Raw genomic sequence first — 16,041 nt, 5'->3', positions numbered from 1 at the left:
AATTTGAGTGTTTGCCAAGGATATGTTACAATATTTCATGAAAAGCGTAGGTGGCGCAGTATTCTAGTTAGCACGGCCGCTGCCGAAGACGGGCCTAAAAATCCGTAAAGGGCATATCGATGAAGTTCTTGGTGCTGGCTGCCGACGCCCAGTCGGGGGTTGGTGCTGAGAGTTAAGGAGTTGGGGCGATCTGCAAAGGCATGCAGGCGTTGACCCTGGCTCCGTGGAGACCCAAGTGCGTGGTGGATTACCGTAGTTGGTAAAGGATTACGGCTTGGGAAGAACCTGTATGCGGTTCGCGCTGTGTACAGTGTAGCCTGCCTTGAGTGATAGCGGGTGAGTGTATGCCTGTCATGCACAAAACCGGTATTGCAAAAGAGGATAGGAGCGGAAACCGTGTTATTGAGGAAAACTCCTAGACTGTTCCTTTCAGGGAGACCTACCAGGGATTAAAGTACGGACTCAGTGGCAATCCAGTCTCATTGTTGGCGACACAATGAAATTAATCTTAAAAGGAAACTGCCCAGATGGCGACATCCGGGTGATTAATTGGGAAAACCTGCTGGACCTCAAGCCGTAACGTTTACCTGGTGGGTTGCTCACCTACGTTACTTAATTTATAATAAGAAGAAGGTTCTTTTTTTTTAGCTTGCTTTAGGAACCGGGCAAGCTTTTCTTCATTCTGTTGAAGAAAAATAAACCAGTTCTACCAAATAAACTACTGAGGTGGCCCATGGGGCAGAATCAGAAAAATTCACACCGTTACCGCTGGGTGGTTACCATCACCATCTGGACATTCTTTTTGGCCATTCTGTTAAGTATTGTGGCCCAGCTGCTTTTTGGCAGTGTTGAATCCTTTTTCATTGCAGTGTTTATACTATTGATTATCATCTTTATCGGCATTTTTTTCGATATGATCGGTATTGCTGCCACCGCCGCCGACGAGGTGCCGCTTTTGGCCAAGGCAGCCAAAAAAGTGCCCGGCGCTCGGGAAGCACTCTTTCTGGTACGAAACGCCGACCGCTTTGCCAACTTCTGCAACGATGTGATCGGCGATATTGCCGGCATTATCAGCGGTGTGCTGGGGGCGCTTCTGGTGATTCGCCTTTTTCAGACCGGCTTTATCGAAGAAAATCCCATGTTCAGTATTGTTATGACCGGTTTGATCTCCGCCCTGACGGTGGGCGGCAAAGCGGTGGGTAAAATGCTGGCCATTGAAAAATCAACGGAAATTATTCTTTCATTTACCATAGTGTTGACCCGAGTGGAAGCAATCTTGCCCGGCAGAATATTTTTTGGGCGTAATTTGCCTCCCAGGCGAAAGTGAGGTGGCAAGGTTGGACAAGTATTTAAAAAAGATATCCGGCCCTGAAGACCTGAGAAAATTAAGTACCAAGGATTTAAAAGAGCTGGCCTGCGAAATCCGCTCCTTTTTGCTGGAGAAGGTTTCCCAAACCGGCGGACATCTGGCGCCCAATCTTGGCGTGGTGGAACTGTCCATTGCCCTGCATACCATCTATGACAGCCCCAGGGACAAAATTATTTGGGATGTGGGCCATCAAAGTTATGTACACAAAATTCTCACCGGACGCCATGACCGGTTTGATTCACTGCGTCAGCACGGGGGGCTAAGCGGTTTTCCCAAAACCAGCGAGAGTGAACATGATGTCTTTCAGACCGGTCACAGCTCCACCTCCATTTCGGCGGCGCTGGGTATGGCCCAGGCCCGGGATTTGCTGGGTGAGAAACATCATGTAATAGCCGTTATCGGTGATGGATCCATGACCGGCGGCATGGCTTTTGAAGCGCTAAACCATGCCGGTGATACCGGTACAGACCTGACTGTAATTTTAAATGACAATGAAATGTCCATTTCTCAGAATGTGGGCGGTTTAGCCGCGTATCTGGGCCGGCTGCGCACCGACCCCAAGTATTTTCGTCTCAAAGAAGATGTGGAATTAATAGTAAAGCGCATTCCCCATATCGGCGGCAAAGTACTTAGTTCGGTGGACCGGGTAAAAGACGCGGTCAAGTCACTGATTGTTCCCGGCATGCTGTTTGAGGAGCTGGGCTTTACCTACCTGGGACCGGTAAACGGCCATCAGGTGGAGCCGTTGCTGGGCGTTTTGCGGGGAGCCAAAAAAATTAAAGGGCCTGTCCTGATCCATGTTCTGACTAAAAAAGGCAAAGGTTTTGAGGAGGCGGAATGCAAACCCGATGTTTACCACGGTATCGGTCCCTTTAATCCAGAGTGCCCTCCGGTGGTCAGCAAACAAAACAAGGTGCCTACATATACGGAAATAGTCAGTAAGACCTTGGTAAATGCGGCCAAAAAGAACGATAAAGTGGTGGCCATTACCGCAGCCATGGCTTCGGGAACGGGTCTGGATTGTTTTGAAAAAGAATTTCCCAGCCGGTTCTTTGATGTGGGTATTGCCGAACAGCATGCGGTAACCTTTGCCGCAGGTTTGGCCAAACGGGGTTTCCACCCGGTGGCAGCCATCTATTCCACCTTCCTGCAGCGGGCCTACGACCAGGTGCTCCATGATGTGTGCATTCAGAATCTGCCGGTGCTTTTTGCCCTGGATCGGGCCGGTATCGTGGGGGAAGACGGAGAGACCCACAACGGCTTGTTCGATTTGAGCTATCTGCGCCATATGCCCAATATGGCGGTGATTGTGCCGCGGGATGAAGATATGCTGCAGCATGCCCTGACCACGGGCCTTAAACATCAGGGACCGGTGGCCGTCCGTTACCCCCGGGGTAAGGGAGAAGGGGTGAAGCTGAAAAAACCAAAGGCTCTGTCCTGGGGTCGCGGTGAGGAAATTCGCCAAGGCCGCGATTTGCAAATTCTGGCGGTGGGCCCCTTTGTGTATACCGCCCTGGCCGCTGCGGAAAAACTGGAAAAGCGGGGTTTGTCGGTGGGCGTAATTGACCCGGTCTTTGTCAAGCCTCTGGATGCGGAACTAATTACCCGGGCGGCAATGTCTGCCCGGTATGGCCTGGTCACTCTGGAGGAACATGTGCTGGCCGGCGGGTTTGGTTCGGCGGTCTTGGAATTTTTGGAAGCAAACGGTATCTCTGATGTGACGGTAAAAAGGTTGGGAATTCCCGATCGTTTTGTGGAGCAGGGTAAAAGGGACACACTGCTTGAAGAACTCCGGCTAACGCCGGAACATATTGCCGCCGTCTGTTTGGAAATGACGGGGGCCAGGGAGCAGGAAATGCCATGGGTACAGAGCGTAAGCGAATAGATGTTTACCTGACGGATGCGGGGCTGTTTCCCAGCCGTTCAGCAGCAAGGGCTGCAGTTATGGCGGGCCTGGTCACTGTGGACGGACAGAGGGTGGATAAGCCGGGCACTGCGGTGTCGGTGGATGCGGCGGTGGATGTCCGGGAGTTGCCCCGCTATGTTTCCCGGGGCGGGCTTAAACTGGAAAAGGCGCTCCGGGATTTTCAGGTGGACGTAAAGGGCCGGGTGGTAATGGATGTGGGCGCGTCCACCGGCGGCTTTACCGATTGTCTGCTGCAGCACGGTGCGGCTAAAGTTTACAGTGTGGATGTGGGCTACGGACAGCTGGACTGGAAGTTGCGTCAGGACAGCCGGGTGGTCTCCATGGAGCGCACCAATATTCGTAAGCTTCAGCCACAAGATTTGCCGGAGGCACCGGATTTTGCCAGCGTCGATGTTTCTTTTATTTCTTTGACGCTGGTTTTGCCTGTTCTGAAAAACTTAGGGATAAGAGAAATTGTTACCCTGGTGAAACCGCAGTTTGAAGTGGGTAAGGGCCGGGTTGGCAAAAAAGGTGTGGTGCGAGACGCCAAGGATCATCAGGAAGTGCTGGAGAAAGTAGCACAGGCTGCAGAGCAGTTGGGTTATGCGGTGCTGAATGCGGCCTGGTCACCGATTCGGGGGCCGGAGGGCAATATTGAATATCTTTTGCATTTACATTGCCAGGGAGCAGGTAAAGAAATAGATTTTGCCTCTCTGGTGGCCCAGGCTCAGCAAAGCTTTACAGAAAAAGGAGACGCTGCCGGCGCTGACGAATAATAACTGTCGGGCAGGTGAAACCGTGGAAGTAAGAGATTGGATTATTTTAGCACTGATCATTTTGTTTTCCCTCATTTATTGGTATCGGGGCCGTTCACGAAGAATAGCCGGCGAGAAGCCGGCTAAAACCAATGCCAAAGTGCGGGCTATGTTGGAAGAGGCGGGTTATGAGATTGTCAAAGCTAAACCCACCGTTAAAGTCCGCATGGACATTGATGACAAACAGCACCCGTTTGAGTTAAAAAGTGATTACCTGGTAACCAAAAACGGGCGCAAATACCTGGTGCGCATCAGACGTGACGGCAAACAGGCTCGTTTTCAGTCTAAAATGTGGCGCAGTTCATTAATTCGGGATGTATTGGCGTTTCAGACCGCCGGTATCCTGATTCTAAACACGGAGAAGGAAACTTTGCATCAGATCCGTTTCCGAATCTGAAGGGATGGTGGGTATGAAAGGAATAGGCATTGTTCCCAACTGGAAAAAAAGGCGGGAAGTGGAAGCGATAATAACCCGCATAGTAACCTTTTGCCAACAGCGCAATATTCAGCTTTTTTTGCCGCAGTCCGATGAGCTGGTAGCGCAGGAGGGAGTGGAAGTGCTGCCCCTGGAATCATTTGTGGGCAAGGCTGATGTGGTTATTGTGCTGGGAGGTGACGGAACCATCCTGCGGGTGGCACGACAGTTCTCCGGCTCCCATCTGCCCATCCTGGGCGTGAACCTGGGACAGATGGGCTTTATGGCTGAAGTGGAGCCCCCCATGCTGGAAACATCTTTGCAAAAGCTTTTGGACGGCCATTATAAAGTGCGGCATCGTCTGATGCTCTCCTGCCGTGTCTTCAGGCAGGACCGCCCCGTGGCTGAGTATACCGCATTAAATGATGTGGTTATTTCCAAAGGCCCGTTTTCCCGCATAGTTTATGCCGATACATATGTAAACGATAAGCATCTGGAGACATACCCCAGTGACGGACTCATTGTTTCTACCCCCACCGGTTCCACCGGCTATTCACTTTCCGCCGGTGGCCCCATCGTCAATCCCGCACTGGATGTGATGATTATTACGCCTATTTGTCCGCACCTTCTGCATCATCGTTCAGTAATTGTGTCCAGCAGTGAACGGGTCTCTATCCGTACGCTGACGCGCAAGGATGAGGTGATTCTTACGGTGGACGGCCAGGTAGGATTTTCTCTGCAGGATGAAGACGTGGTGCATGTAACCAGAGCACCGCTGACCACACCCATAATTCAGCTGCAGGGTTCTGATTTTTACACGCTGATGCATAGTAAACTAAATAAAGTCATTCAGCGGGAGCCGGAAAGGGTGTAAGCAATGCTACGTTTGTTAGAGGTGCAGAATCTGGCCCTCATCGACAATTTAGCGTTTTACCCCGGCAAAGGTTTAAACGTCATTACCGGGGAGACCGGTGCGGGTAAATCCATGCTTTTGGGTGCTGTCAGCCTGCTCTTAGGTGAGCGGGCCACCAGTGAAGCCATCCGCTCCGGACAGGAAGCGGCGGTTATGCAAGCTGTTTTTACACCACCGCCGGAGATTCTGGCGGCCCACGATTTGACCGCTGAGGAAGAGGGGCTTTCCCTGTGCCGGGAAATCCGCCGCGACGGGCCCAATATCTGTCGTATCAACGGGCGTGTCCAGCCGCTGGCGGCCATGAGCGCAGCGGGACGGGCACTGGTGGATCTGCACGGCCAAAACCGTCAGCAGTCCCTGTTGGATCCGGAAACGCAGCGTGAACTGTTGGATTCATTTGGCGGAGAAGCCCTGGCAAAAGAGGCGGCAGAGGTGCGCCGGCAGTACGGGCGGCTTGCCGAATTAAACAAACTTGTGACTTCTTTGGGCTCCGATGACGCCAGCCTGGCCCGGGAGGCAGATTTTTTGCAGTTTCAACTGACTGAAATAGAAGAAGCTGCACTTTCTGTGGAGGAAGAAGAGGAATTAACCCTTGATTTTCAGCGCCTGACCCATGCCCGCACACTGCTGGAAAAAACCGCTTCCCTGTACAGTGAATTGTATGAAGGAGCCATGGAAGGGGCTGTGGTGGACCGGCTGGGCGCGGTGGAAAAAGAACTGGCCTCGGCGGCCTCCCTTGACGAATCCCTCTCAGATATCCTGGACAATGTGGCTTCTGCCACCCAGCAATTAACGGAAGCGGCGCGGGAATTACGCGCCTACCATGATTCCATTTCCTTAGACGATGCCCGGCTGCAAGAGGTAACCCAGCGGCTGGAAACATATAAAAAAATCACAAAAAAATACGGCCCCACGGTGGATGATGTGCTGGCGCTGGCCGCAAAGCTGAGCGAAGAGCTGCAAACTTTCCAGGCCCGCGGTGAAAAGCTGGCCGAAGCTGAACGTGAAGCGGCGGCTGCCAGTGCTTCTCTGGAAAAAAAAGCCGCGAAGCTCTCTGTGCTGCGGCAAAAAGCGGCAGCACAGCTGTCTGCTAAAATAAATGAAGCTCTGCAGAGTTTGGCTCTGCCCGGTGCACAATTTGCCATCACCGTGGAGCCGGGAGAAAAGTGTGGCCCCACAGGGTGTGACAAGGTGGAGTTTATTTTTGCCGCCAATCCCGGTGAACCACAGCGTGCTTTGGCAAAAACCGCCTCCGGTGGTGAAATCTCCCGGGTGATGCTGGCCATCAAAAGCGTTTTGGCCCAGCAGGATTTGGTGCCCACGCTGATTTTTGATGAAATAGATGCGGGAATCGGTGGACTGACCATCCGCAGTGTGGCTGATAAGCTGTGGCAGTTAGCCCAACACAGGCAGGTCATTTGCGTTACTCACCAACCGCTCATTGCAGCAGCGGCCGATCATCATTTTACCATTTATAAAGAAGCGTCCGGCAAGCGAACGGTGACCAGGCTGCGCAAACTGGAGCATGAACAGCGTGAAAATGAACTGTCCCGCATGCTTGGCGGAGAAGAAGGCGTGGCTTTGCAGCATGCCAAAGAGCTTTTAAATAAAAATAAAAAATAAAAATAAATAAATTAACAGGTATAAAAACCGTTTGGCTAAAGCCAGGCGGTTTTTTTTTTTTTGCTGTAAAAGCAGGCAGATGATGCTTGTGAATTATGTAAACTGGCTCGTATAAAACAATTTGCATGAGGTTATCTTAAAACTACATTCAACTTCAAAATTCTTTGGAGGTGATTCTCCCACTGCACCAGGATAAGGAGTGATAAATGAGTGAAAAGCCGCTACAGCAGAACAAAGCTCGTTTTAGGATTTTTCGGGTTGTTGCTGCTTTTGGCAACAGCTTTTCCATGGAGAATCTGGGTAAATTTACAGAACGACTTGCGCATTTTGGAAGGCGAAAAACATTATGTAAACATCGCTTCTCCACTCTCCGTTCATGTTAAGGGCGATCAGGAAGGGGTCCTCTCGTTAAATGGCTCTCCCGTTTCCAGTGAAGCCAGTAAACTAAGCCTGCGCTCTCCAATTTCCTTTTCAGGACAGGGTTTAGGGTCTGTGAATCTGGAATTTCGCCTCTTTGGGGTAATTCCTCTGCGACAGCTTACCGTTAATGTGCTGCCGGAGCAAAAGCTGATTCCCGGCGGCCATTCCATCGGCATCAAGCTGCACAGCGACGGTGTGTTGGTGGTGGGCCATCATTTGGTCAACGGCGAAAACGGCTCCACATCACCGGCCAATGAAGCAGGCATTGAAAAAGGCGATGTAATTTTGGCCATCGACGGCACAAAGCTTGAGGATGCCAATCAGGTGGCAGAAATCATTGCCCGGCGCGGCACCGCCGGTAATCCGTTCCAGTTTACCATTAAACGGGACGGGCAAAAGGTGGAAAAAGAGGTCGATGCGGTGCTTTGCCGCGATACCGGCCGGCCACGCATCGGATTATATGTCAGGGATTCGGCTGCCGGAGTGGGAACGCTGACATTTTATTGTCCCCAAACCAAACGTTACGGAGCTCTGGGCCATGTCATTACCGATGTGGACACCAATCAGCCCATTGAAGTAAAAGACGGCAGAATAGTTAATGCCAACATTGTAGACATTAAACAGGCCAGAAGAGGTTATCCCGGTGAAAAAACCGGCATTTTCCAGGAAAGTAAGGACATAGCGGGTAACATTACCAAAAACAACACCTTTGGGATTTTTGGTAGCTTTACCAGTTTGAACAATCCATCCGGAGTTGAGCATCAACCGCTGCCCATGGCGCTGATGTCACAGGTGGAAACAGGGCCGGCGGAAATCCTCACCGTGGTGGAAGGCCAGGAAATTGAACGCTTTGACATAGAAATTCAGAGAGTATATACACAATCACGTCCCGGCGATAAAGGAATGGTCATCCGCATCACAGATGAACGATTGCTAGACGCCACAGGAGGCATTGTCCAGGGCATGAGCGGAAGCCCCATTATTCAAAACGGCCGGCTGGTGGGCGCAGTAACCCATGTTTTTGTAAATGATCCGACTCGAGGCTACGGGATTTTCATCGAATGGATGGTCATGGAATCCGGAATTCTCGATGAACAGGGCGATTTAAGCACCACCGCCCTAGACTTTGAAATAGCGATGTAAACAGCAAAAACACCCTATCTTGGGTGTTTTTTTTACATATTGCAGTCCAAACATACAAAATAGCAAGATTGTTGATATTGAAAAATCGGAAGCACCAATTATACAATGATATTCTTGTTCTGTACTGTAGGCGCCCATACCCCGGACATTAAGGGTTTATCATAAAAAACAAGACAAATGATTATTGAAGGAAATTTAATACTAAATATGGAAACATACACTTAGATAACAGGTTTGAGAATAACAATGCTTCTTAGCCTCTTGTTAAGGGCTCCAAACTTCTTCGTTCTAGTAAATAATGATATTTTTCTTGAGCTTTTTTCTCATGATAATTATGCAACGTTGAATGGCAACTATTATGAGATACCTCAAAATATTATCTTAGAAATAAAAAAATCATTTGATATTTAATTATCAAGGAGCGATAACATGAAAAGGCTGTTATGGTTACTGATTTCTATAGCTATAAGTTTGACATTATTTTCAGGATGCGGTGATTCAGCTAATATAACTAACTGGGAACCTACAACTTATGAAGTCGTGAATAACTTTGACGGCGTTACTATGGTCGTCAAAGAAGAAACGATTTCATCTACGGGGCTTACGGTAGAATTTAAGAATAGCTCTGATAGTGAAGGCTTATTTGGCGAGTATTTTTCTCTGGAAAAGAGGATTAACGAAGGATGGTATCAGGTTCCAAGAACATATGACGAATATTTAGTTCCTGATATTGGATATCCTTTAACCCCAAGAGGCACTCGGGAGTTATTAGTCGATTGGGAATGGCTATATGGAAGTCTGGACACAGGTGAATATCGTATAGTAAAAGATATTTCAGAAGTTAGAGGTCCAGGGGATTCTGATAAGTACTATTTGGCTGCTGAGTTTACAGTTCATTAAAACGAACAAAAATATGCAAAACAAAAAAAAGAGCACTTATAATCTAACGGGTCCCGTTCCTTTCTAGAATTTCAATTTGCACCACAAGACAATGCCTCTTTAAGAAAGTGCATTGTTTTGTGTGTTATAACAGCAAAGCGGACTTCCATATCATGAGGAAGTCCGCTAAAATGGGTTGCCAAAAGCTGTGTGGATAGTGTCAATTGACAACCCAATTGGCACTCCTTTTTTATAGTGGTTTTCTTATACTTATTCAGATGTTTGCGGCCCGTAACAATCTCAGGTGTAATGAACAAAAGTACTACAAAACGGACCTTAGAATGCCCCCTAATTTCTAATGCATTTATCTTTGAATAAATCTAAATTTTTCAAACAAGTGAGATGTAAAAACAATATGGAATTTTTAATATTATTACCTGCATGGGTTGCCGTTACTATTAAGGTTATGCTTAGCGGAAAATCCAGACTACGCCTTTTTCTTATCATAACATGGTTACTTTATTTTGCAGTGCCATTTATTTCGTTGTCACTTTAGTGAGAGCGAAGGCGGGAGATGAATTGCCTCCCTTTTACCTCTCAATAAATACTTGCCTTCCGAACAATTGTTTGGTATAATTTAGTCACAAACAAATGTTCGCAAATAGTCGAGGAGAAAAGCGATGATAAAAGCTTTCAAGTATCGCCTCTATCCTAATAAAGAGCAAGATGTATTACTGCAAAAAACATTTGGTTGTGTGCGTTTTATCTACAACCAGATGCTTGCAAACCGCATGGCCGTCTATGAGCAGTACAGAGATAATAAAGAAGCTCTAAAACAACAAAAATATGCCCTGCCTGCAGATTATAAAAAGGAGTATCCCTGGCTGAAAGAAGTAGACAGTCTGGCACTGGCTAACGCTCAACTCAATCTAAATGCAGCCTATAGAAACTTTTATCGAGATCCCGCAATAGGATTTCCAAACTTCAAAAGCAAACACAGAAGCAAAAAATCATACACAACAAACAATCAAAGGGGTACAATTCGATTGATTGACAGTAAAACAATACGACTGCCAAAACTAAAAAATGTCCATATCAAACTCCACCGGCAGTTACCAAAAAATGCAGCAATAAAATCGGCAACGATTAGTCAAAAGGCAACAGGAAAGTATGAAATCTCTATTCTAGTTGAGTGGGAAGCGGTAATTAAGCCAATTACCCCTACAATAGAATCAACGATAGGTTTGGACTATTCTTCTAGATCACTGTTTGTCGATAGCCAAGCAAGCAGTCCGGAATATCCAAAATTCTATCGTCTGGCAGAAGCCAGATTAAAAAAAGAACAGCGTAAATTATCAAGAAGAAAAAAGGGCAGCAAAAACAGAGAAAAGCAACGACAAATTGTAGCCAAACTTCATGAAAAAGTAGTAAACCAGCGCAAAGACTTCCTGCATAACGTATCCAGAAAAATTGCAAACAATTTTGACGCAGTTGTAATTGAAGATCTGAACTTACAAAACATGGCTCAGGGATTAAACCTGGCAAAATCAACAAACGACAACGGGTTTGGCATGCTGAAACGATTTCTGCAATATAAGCTGGCAGAGCAGGGCAAACAACTGATAACCATAGATAAATGGTACCCTTCAAGTAAGCTTTGCCATTGTTGCGGAGAAAAAAATAACCAGTTATCTCTAAGTGAACGGACATGGACATGCCAACGATGTGAAACCACCTTAGATCGAGACGTAAACGCGGCCATCAATATAAAGCTTGAAGGATGCAGAATACTTGGTATTGCCTAGTGTTATAAGAACCGTTGGGCGAACGGGGATAGCTTGGTAATTATATCAGCACTAGCTGATACGTCCCAAGAAGCCCCCACCTCTTACAGGTGGTGGGAGTACGTCACATAAAAACACGTCTTCTGTAAAGGCGTGTTTTTTTTCATAAATCTGAGAAAGTCTAGAGGATATCCTGACACAATGTCGAATAATTCATACTTAGAAGTATGGTGCTTTTTACCAAAGTTAGGAGGATGAAAGGGAATGCTAAAAGTATTTGTGGCTGATGACAACCGAGAATTCAGCGACTTACTCGTTGAGTATCTGGAACAACAACCTGACATTGACATCGTGGGGAAGGCTTATAATGGTAAGGAGACAATGGAATTAATCGCCGACAATCCCCCGGATGTTTTACTGCTTGACATCATTATGCCCCATCTTGACGGACTTGGCGTGCTGGAACAGATTGGTTCAATGGATGCCCGCCCCAAAGTAATCATGTTAACCGCCTTCGGCCAGGAGGACATTACCCGTAAAGCGGTGGAGTTAGGCGCCTCGTACTACATATTGAAGCCCTTTAATATGGACGTACTGGTGGAAAGAATTCGCCTGCTGGGTAACGGTCAGGCTCCCGCACCTTCTGTATCCACCCTGTCGCGTCCCGTCAAACGCAGCAGCCTGGAGTCCGATGTGACAAACATTATTCATGAAATCGGCATTCCCGCCCATATTAAAGGATATCATTATTTACGGGAAGCAATTATGATGGTGGTGGAAGAAGTGGATCTGTTGGGCTCTGTTACCAAGATTCTCTACCCACGCATCGCAGAAAAATACGACACCACCAGTTCCCGGGTGGAGCGCGCCATTCGCCATGCCATTGAAGTGGCCTGGTCCCGCAATAACATTGAAACCATTAAGAAGTTCTTCGGCTACACCATTAATACCGAGCGTGGCAAGCCCACCAATTCCGAATTCATCGCCCTGGTAGCCGACAGACTCCGCCTTTACGGCAAAAGCGTACAGCACTAATCCTCAGCATACCAAGCTCAAAAGAATATAAGCAAATGAAGTGGGATAAGTGGGACAGTTGACCTGTCCCCTTGTCCCACTTTTTGGGACAGAGGGACAGGTTCTCTGTCCCATTTTTATTTGAGACAAAGGGGATCCTCTGCGAGGACAGGTAGGTTTTTTGTCTCATTTTTTTATTTGTGGGAAAAGGGTTTAAATAGAAACGGGAGTTACATACTAAGAAAAAGAGTTTAGCGGTAAAAGGGGCTTTTTGTGGTATGACAAGGATTTTCGGTCCGGCCAAAAAAGGAAAAAAAACCAAGAAGCTGGTGGATGAGCTGGTGGCGGGGGATATTGCCGTTATTGCTCATCGTGATTTGGATGAGTTGGCTGCGGAATCGCTTTGTGCCAGGAAAGTCAAAGCGGTTATTAATGCCGATTCTTCCATGACGGGACGTTACCCCAATAATGGCCCGGCCAAATTGGCGGCGGCCAAGATTTTTCATTTGGACCAGCTGGGAGAAGAGTTTTTTGAAAAAGTCGGGGATAATGACCGGCTCACTGTCCGGGAGGACGGAATATGGCGTGGTTCTGAATTTTTGGGCCGCGGTCGCGTGGTGGATGCAGCTTTGATAAAAGAGCAGATGAGGGTTGCTGAAGAGAACCTGACCCAAATGCTGGACTCTTTTGTGCAAAATACGCTGGACTATGCCTTAAAGGAGAAGGAATTGATTCTGGGCAACCTGGAGTTGCCCAGGCTAAAGACGGATTTTGCGGACCGACACGTGTTGGTGGTGGTGCGGGGCCAGTCCTACAGGGAAGACCTGGAAGCGGTGAAGCATTATATTGATGAGGTGCGGCCGGTGCTGGTGGGAGTGGACGGCGGGGCCGATGCACTTTTGGAGTATGGTTACACACCGGACTTGGTGGTGGGCGATATGGACAGCATCAGTGACCAGGCCCTTAAAAAAGCGCGGGAGCTGGTGGTTCATGCTTACAGAGACGGCCGTGCTCCCGGTATGGAGCGCATCCGCAGCCTGGATTTGGCGGCCACCACTGTGCAGGCCCCCGGGACCAGTGAAGATATAGCTTTTTTGTTGGCCTATGAGTGGGGAGCCAAGCTCATTGCCGCCATCGGTACCCATTCCAATATGATTGATTTTCTGGAAAAGGGGCGTAAAGGGATGGCCAGCACTTTTTTGGTGCGTCTGAAGGTGGGCAACCGTCTGGTGGATGCCCGTGGCGTGAGCCAGCTGTACCGCAGCCGTGTTTCCGGCCGTTCCCTGGTATTGTTGACTTTGGCCGCCGGTATCCCGGCAGTGGCATTGGCGCTGGCCAATCCCACGGTGCGCCATATTTTCGGCCTGATTGCCATGCGTCTCAGACTGGTAGGGCTTTAAGGAGGGTGCTATGTTTCGTTTCAGAGATCATATCATATCCCTGGTGGCGGTTTTTTTGGCCCTGGGGTTGGGTATATTAATCGGCACCGGATTAAGCGACGATATGCTGGTGACTCAGCAGCGTCTGCTCATCGAACAAATGGCCCGGGATCAAAGAAGCCTGCGGGAACAGGCCCAGGCCATGGAAGCCAAGGTACAGTCCCTGACCCGGGATTTGTATTGGTGGGAAAAGTATCAGGAAGCGCTCTACCCCAATGTGGTCAGCGGTCTGCTTAGGGATAAACCGGTATCTGTTATTTATCATGGTACCAATCTGCCGCAGGATGTGCTGGGAGTGCTTCGGGATGCGGAAGCGGATGTCTGCAGTATAATCCGGGTGGAGGGCCAAGAGGAGCTGGCCTATGCTGAGGGTCTGGGGCTGGCTTTGGCCATGTCTTTGACTGAGGGTAATAAACACGATAAATTGGATTCATATTTGGCAGAGGGGCGAATTTTTCTGGAGTACTATTCCCCCAATCCACCCCAGGCCGTAATTTTGATGCTGGGTGAGCAGGAGATGGTGGAAAAGCGCTTGCTGGAGGAAATGATTGAGACATTTAATCATGAACAGGTAACTTTGGTGGGTTTGGAATACAGCGAGGTGGAAGATTCGGTTTTAGAGAGTTTAAAGGAAGCGGGTCTTTCCACCGTTGATAATGTGGATACGGTTTTTGGCCAGTTTTCGCTGTTATCGGTGCTGCGCGGCAGTGCCGGCAACTATGGAATTAAATCAGCGGCGGATCAGTTTATCGCCGATTACTGAGGTGCAGATGATGCAAGTAACCGCCATTATTCCGGCCTTTAACGAGGCAGACCGCATTGCAGAAACCATTGGCGCGCTAAAGTCCATAGAGCAGATTGCCCAAATTGTTGTGGTGGATGACGCGTCAGAGGATAATACGGCAGAATGTGCCCATGGCGCCGGTGCCGATATTGTGCTGCGGCTAAAGCAAAACGGCGGGAAAGGCAATGCGCTGGCCCAGGGGGTGCAGGTGGCCCAGGGTGAAGTGCTGTGTTTTGTGGATGCAGACTTAGGCGGCTCGGCCAAAGAGTTTGGCAAATTAATGGGGCCGGTGCTGGCCGATGAGGCGGATATGGTGGTGGCTCAGTTTCCCCGTTCATTACGGCCGGGAGGTGTGGGCCTGGTAAAGAAGCTGGCTTCTTTTGGTATCAACCGGTTGTCGGGCTATCGTCCCGCAGCTCCTCTTTCCGGTCAGCGGGTGTTGAAGCGGGCTGTCTGGGAACAGGCCAAATACGGACTGGACGGATTTGGCGTGGAGGTGGGGCTCACGGTCCAGTGCGTGCAAAACGGGTTTAGGGTAAAGGAAGTGCCGGTGGTTATGACCCACCGGGAAACGGGCCGTGATTTGCAGGGTTTTAAGCACCGGGGCCGGCAGTTTATCCAGGTTTCCCGAACTTTGTGCCGTCTGTGGCTCAGGCAGCGGGTGAAAATCGGATGATACTTTTTTTCTATCTTGTCATTACTCTGGCCGCCACTGTATTGCTTTTGCCGGTGTGGGCGGATATGCTGCGGCTGGCCGGGCATCTGGAGACAAATTTTCGCGGGCGTCCCATTCCGCAGAGCATGGGTGGTATTTTTCTGCCGGTATTTTTAATTGCCGCCGGATGGGCCCGCTGGGCAGAGTTGGTTTCTGCCGACTTTGTGGACAGAAGCCTGATTGTGGTTTTAGGCCTGGGAATTCTGGGACTCTTGGATGATGTTTGGGGAGACGGCAGCAGTAAAGGGTTTGGCGGACATTTTCGCCGCCTGGTGTTTAACGGCGAGATAACCACCGGCCTGATTAAAGCGGTACTGGGTTTTGTGGTGGCGCTGTGGGCTGTAACCGGTTTGCCGGGATTTTTTCTCCTGGTCTTTTTACGGGCCGCCATTGTAGCCCTTTCCGCAAATTTGTTAAACCTGCTGGATTTGCGGCCGGGTCGCTCCCTGAAGGGTTTTTTTCTTTTAGCATTTGTTTATATGGTGTTGGTTCCAGCAGAGGCGGGAGTCTTGCTTTTGCTTCCCCTGCTTTTGGCCGCCTTTGTTTATTTACCCTGGGATTTGTCGGGAAGAGGTATGATGGGTGATGTGGGTGCCAATGCTTTAGGGGGGATGCTGGGCCTGGTGGTGGTGCTCACCGCACCGTCCTGGATTCAGGCACTTTATTTCCTGCTGTTGGTACTGGCCCACCTGCTGGCGGAACGGCTCTCCTTTACCCGGATAATTGCTGCCAACCCGTTTTTGAGCTTTTTAGACAATTTGGGACGCCAACAATGGGAAAAATAGCTTTTAGAGGAGGAAAAGCTATTTTTTTGCAGAAAGA

The 16,041-nt window shown here is 49.0% G+C and carries 14 protein-coding genes; all 14 read left to right on the top strand.

The window, feature by feature from the left end; genetic code table 11:
- The first annotated feature begins 733 nt into the window (after window positions 1-733).
- On the top strand, window positions 734-1,327 hold the full coding sequence (locus tag DEALDRAFT_RS03605; RefSeq protein ID WP_008514967.1) for a hypothetical protein: 594 nt from the start codon (window positions 734-736) through the stop codon (window positions 1,325-1,327).
- A 10-nt stretch (window positions 1,328-1,337) separates the two neighbouring features.
- The gene (dxs, locus tag DEALDRAFT_RS03600; RefSeq protein ID WP_008514966.1) at window positions 1,338-3,254 is read left to right on the top strand and encodes a 1-deoxy-D-xylulose-5-phosphate synthase; all 1,917 of its coding nucleotides are present in this window, start codon (window positions 1,338-1,340) and stop codon (window positions 3,252-3,254) included.
- On the top strand, window positions 3,230-4,051 hold the full coding sequence (locus DEALDRAFT_RS03595; RefSeq protein ID WP_008514965.1) for a TlyA family RNA methyltransferase: 822 nt from the start codon (window positions 3,230-3,232) through the stop codon (window positions 4,049-4,051). The genes dxs and DEALDRAFT_RS03595 overlap by 25 nt, the downstream gene beginning before the upstream one ends.
- A 22-nt stretch (window positions 4,052-4,073) precedes the next feature.
- Complete coding sequence (locus tag DEALDRAFT_RS03590) at window positions 4,074-4,487, top strand: hypothetical protein (protein WP_008514964.1); 414 nt, start codon at window positions 4,074-4,076, stop codon at window positions 4,485-4,487.
- Between the two features lie 13 nt (window positions 4,488-4,500).
- Window positions 4,501-5,379, top strand: coding sequence for an NAD(+)/NADH kinase (locus DEALDRAFT_RS03585; protein WP_008514963.1), 879 nt, complete (start codon window positions 4,501-4,503; stop codon window positions 5,377-5,379).
- A gap of 3 nt (window positions 5,380-5,382) precedes the next feature.
- Entirely contained in the window at window positions 5,383-7,041 is a 1,659-nt protein-coding gene (recN, locus tag DEALDRAFT_RS03580; protein WP_008514961.1) for a DNA repair protein RecN, read from the top strand.
- Between the two features lie 210 nt (window positions 7,042-7,251).
- Window positions 7,252-8,604, top strand: coding sequence for a SpoIVB peptidase (gene spoIVB / locus DEALDRAFT_RS03575; RefSeq protein ID WP_008514958.1), 1,353 nt, complete (start codon window positions 7,252-7,254; stop codon window positions 8,602-8,604).
- 429 nt (window positions 8,605-9,033) lie between these two features.
- On the top strand, window positions 9,034-9,504 hold the full coding sequence (locus DEALDRAFT_RS03570; protein ID WP_008514957.1) for an immunoglobulin-like domain-containing protein: 471 nt from the start codon (window positions 9,034-9,036) through the stop codon (window positions 9,502-9,504).
- 659 nt (window positions 9,505-10,163) lie between these two features.
- The gene (locus DEALDRAFT_RS03565) at window positions 10,164-11,288 is read left to right on the top strand and encodes an RNA-guided endonuclease TnpB family protein (RefSeq protein ID WP_008514955.1); all 1,125 of its coding nucleotides are present in this window, start codon (window positions 10,164-10,166) and stop codon (window positions 11,286-11,288) included.
- Window positions 11,289-11,531: 243 nt separating this feature from the next.
- Complete coding sequence (gene spo0A, locus DEALDRAFT_RS03560) at window positions 11,532-12,302, top strand: sporulation transcription factor Spo0A (RefSeq protein WP_008514953.1); 771 nt, start codon at window positions 11,532-11,534, stop codon at window positions 12,300-12,302.
- Between the two features lie 257 nt (window positions 12,303-12,559).
- Window positions 12,560-13,681, top strand: coding sequence for a putative cytokinetic ring protein SteA (gene steA / locus DEALDRAFT_RS03555; protein WP_008514950.1), 1,122 nt, complete (start codon window positions 12,560-12,562; stop codon window positions 13,679-13,681).
- 10 nt (window positions 13,682-13,691) lie between these two features.
- Entirely contained in the window at window positions 13,692-14,483 is a 792-nt protein-coding gene (locus DEALDRAFT_RS03550; RefSeq protein WP_008514949.1) for a copper transporter, read from the top strand.
- A gap of 7 nt (window positions 14,484-14,490) precedes the next feature.
- The gene (locus tag DEALDRAFT_RS03545) at window positions 14,491-15,180 is read left to right on the top strand and encodes a glycosyltransferase family 2 protein (protein ID WP_008514947.1); all 690 of its coding nucleotides are present in this window, start codon (window positions 14,491-14,493) and stop codon (window positions 15,178-15,180) included.
- Window positions 15,177-16,004 (top strand): hypothetical protein, encoded by an 828-nt coding sequence (locus tag DEALDRAFT_RS03540; RefSeq protein WP_008514946.1) that lies wholly within the window; start codon window positions 15,177-15,179, stop codon window positions 16,002-16,004. The genes DEALDRAFT_RS03545 and DEALDRAFT_RS03540 overlap by 4 nt, the downstream gene beginning before the upstream one ends.
- The last annotated feature ends 37 nt before the right edge of the window (window positions 16,005-16,041 follow it).

It is taken from the genome of Dethiobacter alkaliphilus AHT 1, from assembly GCF_000174415.1.
Classification (GTDB): Bacteria; Bacillota; Dethiobacteria; order Dethiobacterales; family Dethiobacteraceae; genus Dethiobacter; species Dethiobacter alkaliphilus.
Note: the sequence above shows the minus strand (reverse complement) of the source record. Positions and strands in the feature narration are given on the sequence as shown.

Excerpts from the sequence above, each read along its gene's own strand:
- DEALDRAFT_RS03605 (WP_008514967.1), top strand. The coding sequence starts at position 734 with ATGGGGCAGAATCAGAAAAATTCACACCGTTACCGCTGGGTGGTTACC.
- DEALDRAFT_RS03595 (WP_008514965.1), top strand. The coding sequence starts at position 3,230 with ATGGGTACAGAGCGTAAGCGAATAGATGTTTACCTGACGGATGCGGGG.
- DEALDRAFT_RS03585 (WP_008514963.1), top strand. The coding sequence starts at position 4,501 with ATGAAAGGAATAGGCATTGTTCCCAACTGGAAAAAAAGGCGGGAAGTG.
- recN (WP_008514961.1), top strand. The coding sequence starts at position 5,383 with ATGCTACGTTTGTTAGAGGTGCAGAATCTGGCCCTCATCGACAATTTA.
- DEALDRAFT_RS03570 (WP_008514957.1), top strand. The coding sequence starts at position 9,034 with ATGAAAAGGCTGTTATGGTTACTGATTTCTATAGCTATAAGTTTGACA.
- DEALDRAFT_RS03565 (WP_008514955.1), top strand. The coding sequence starts at position 10,164 with ATGATAAAAGCTTTCAAGTATCGCCTCTATCCTAATAAAGAGCAAGAT.
- spo0A (WP_008514953.1), top strand. The coding sequence starts at position 11,532 with ATGCTAAAAGTATTTGTGGCTGATGACAACCGAGAATTCAGCGACTTA.
- steA (WP_008514950.1), top strand. The coding sequence starts at position 12,560 with ATGACAAGGATTTTCGGTCCGGCCAAAAAAGGAAAAAAAACCAAGAAG.
- DEALDRAFT_RS03550 (WP_008514949.1), top strand. The coding sequence starts at position 13,692 with ATGTTTCGTTTCAGAGATCATATCATATCCCTGGTGGCGGTTTTTTTG.
- DEALDRAFT_RS03545 (WP_008514947.1), top strand. The coding sequence starts at position 14,491 with ATGATGCAAGTAACCGCCATTATTCCGGCCTTTAACGAGGCAGACCGC.
- DEALDRAFT_RS03540 (WP_008514946.1), top strand. The coding sequence starts at position 15,177 with ATGATACTTTTTTTCTATCTTGTCATTACTCTGGCCGCCACTGTATTG.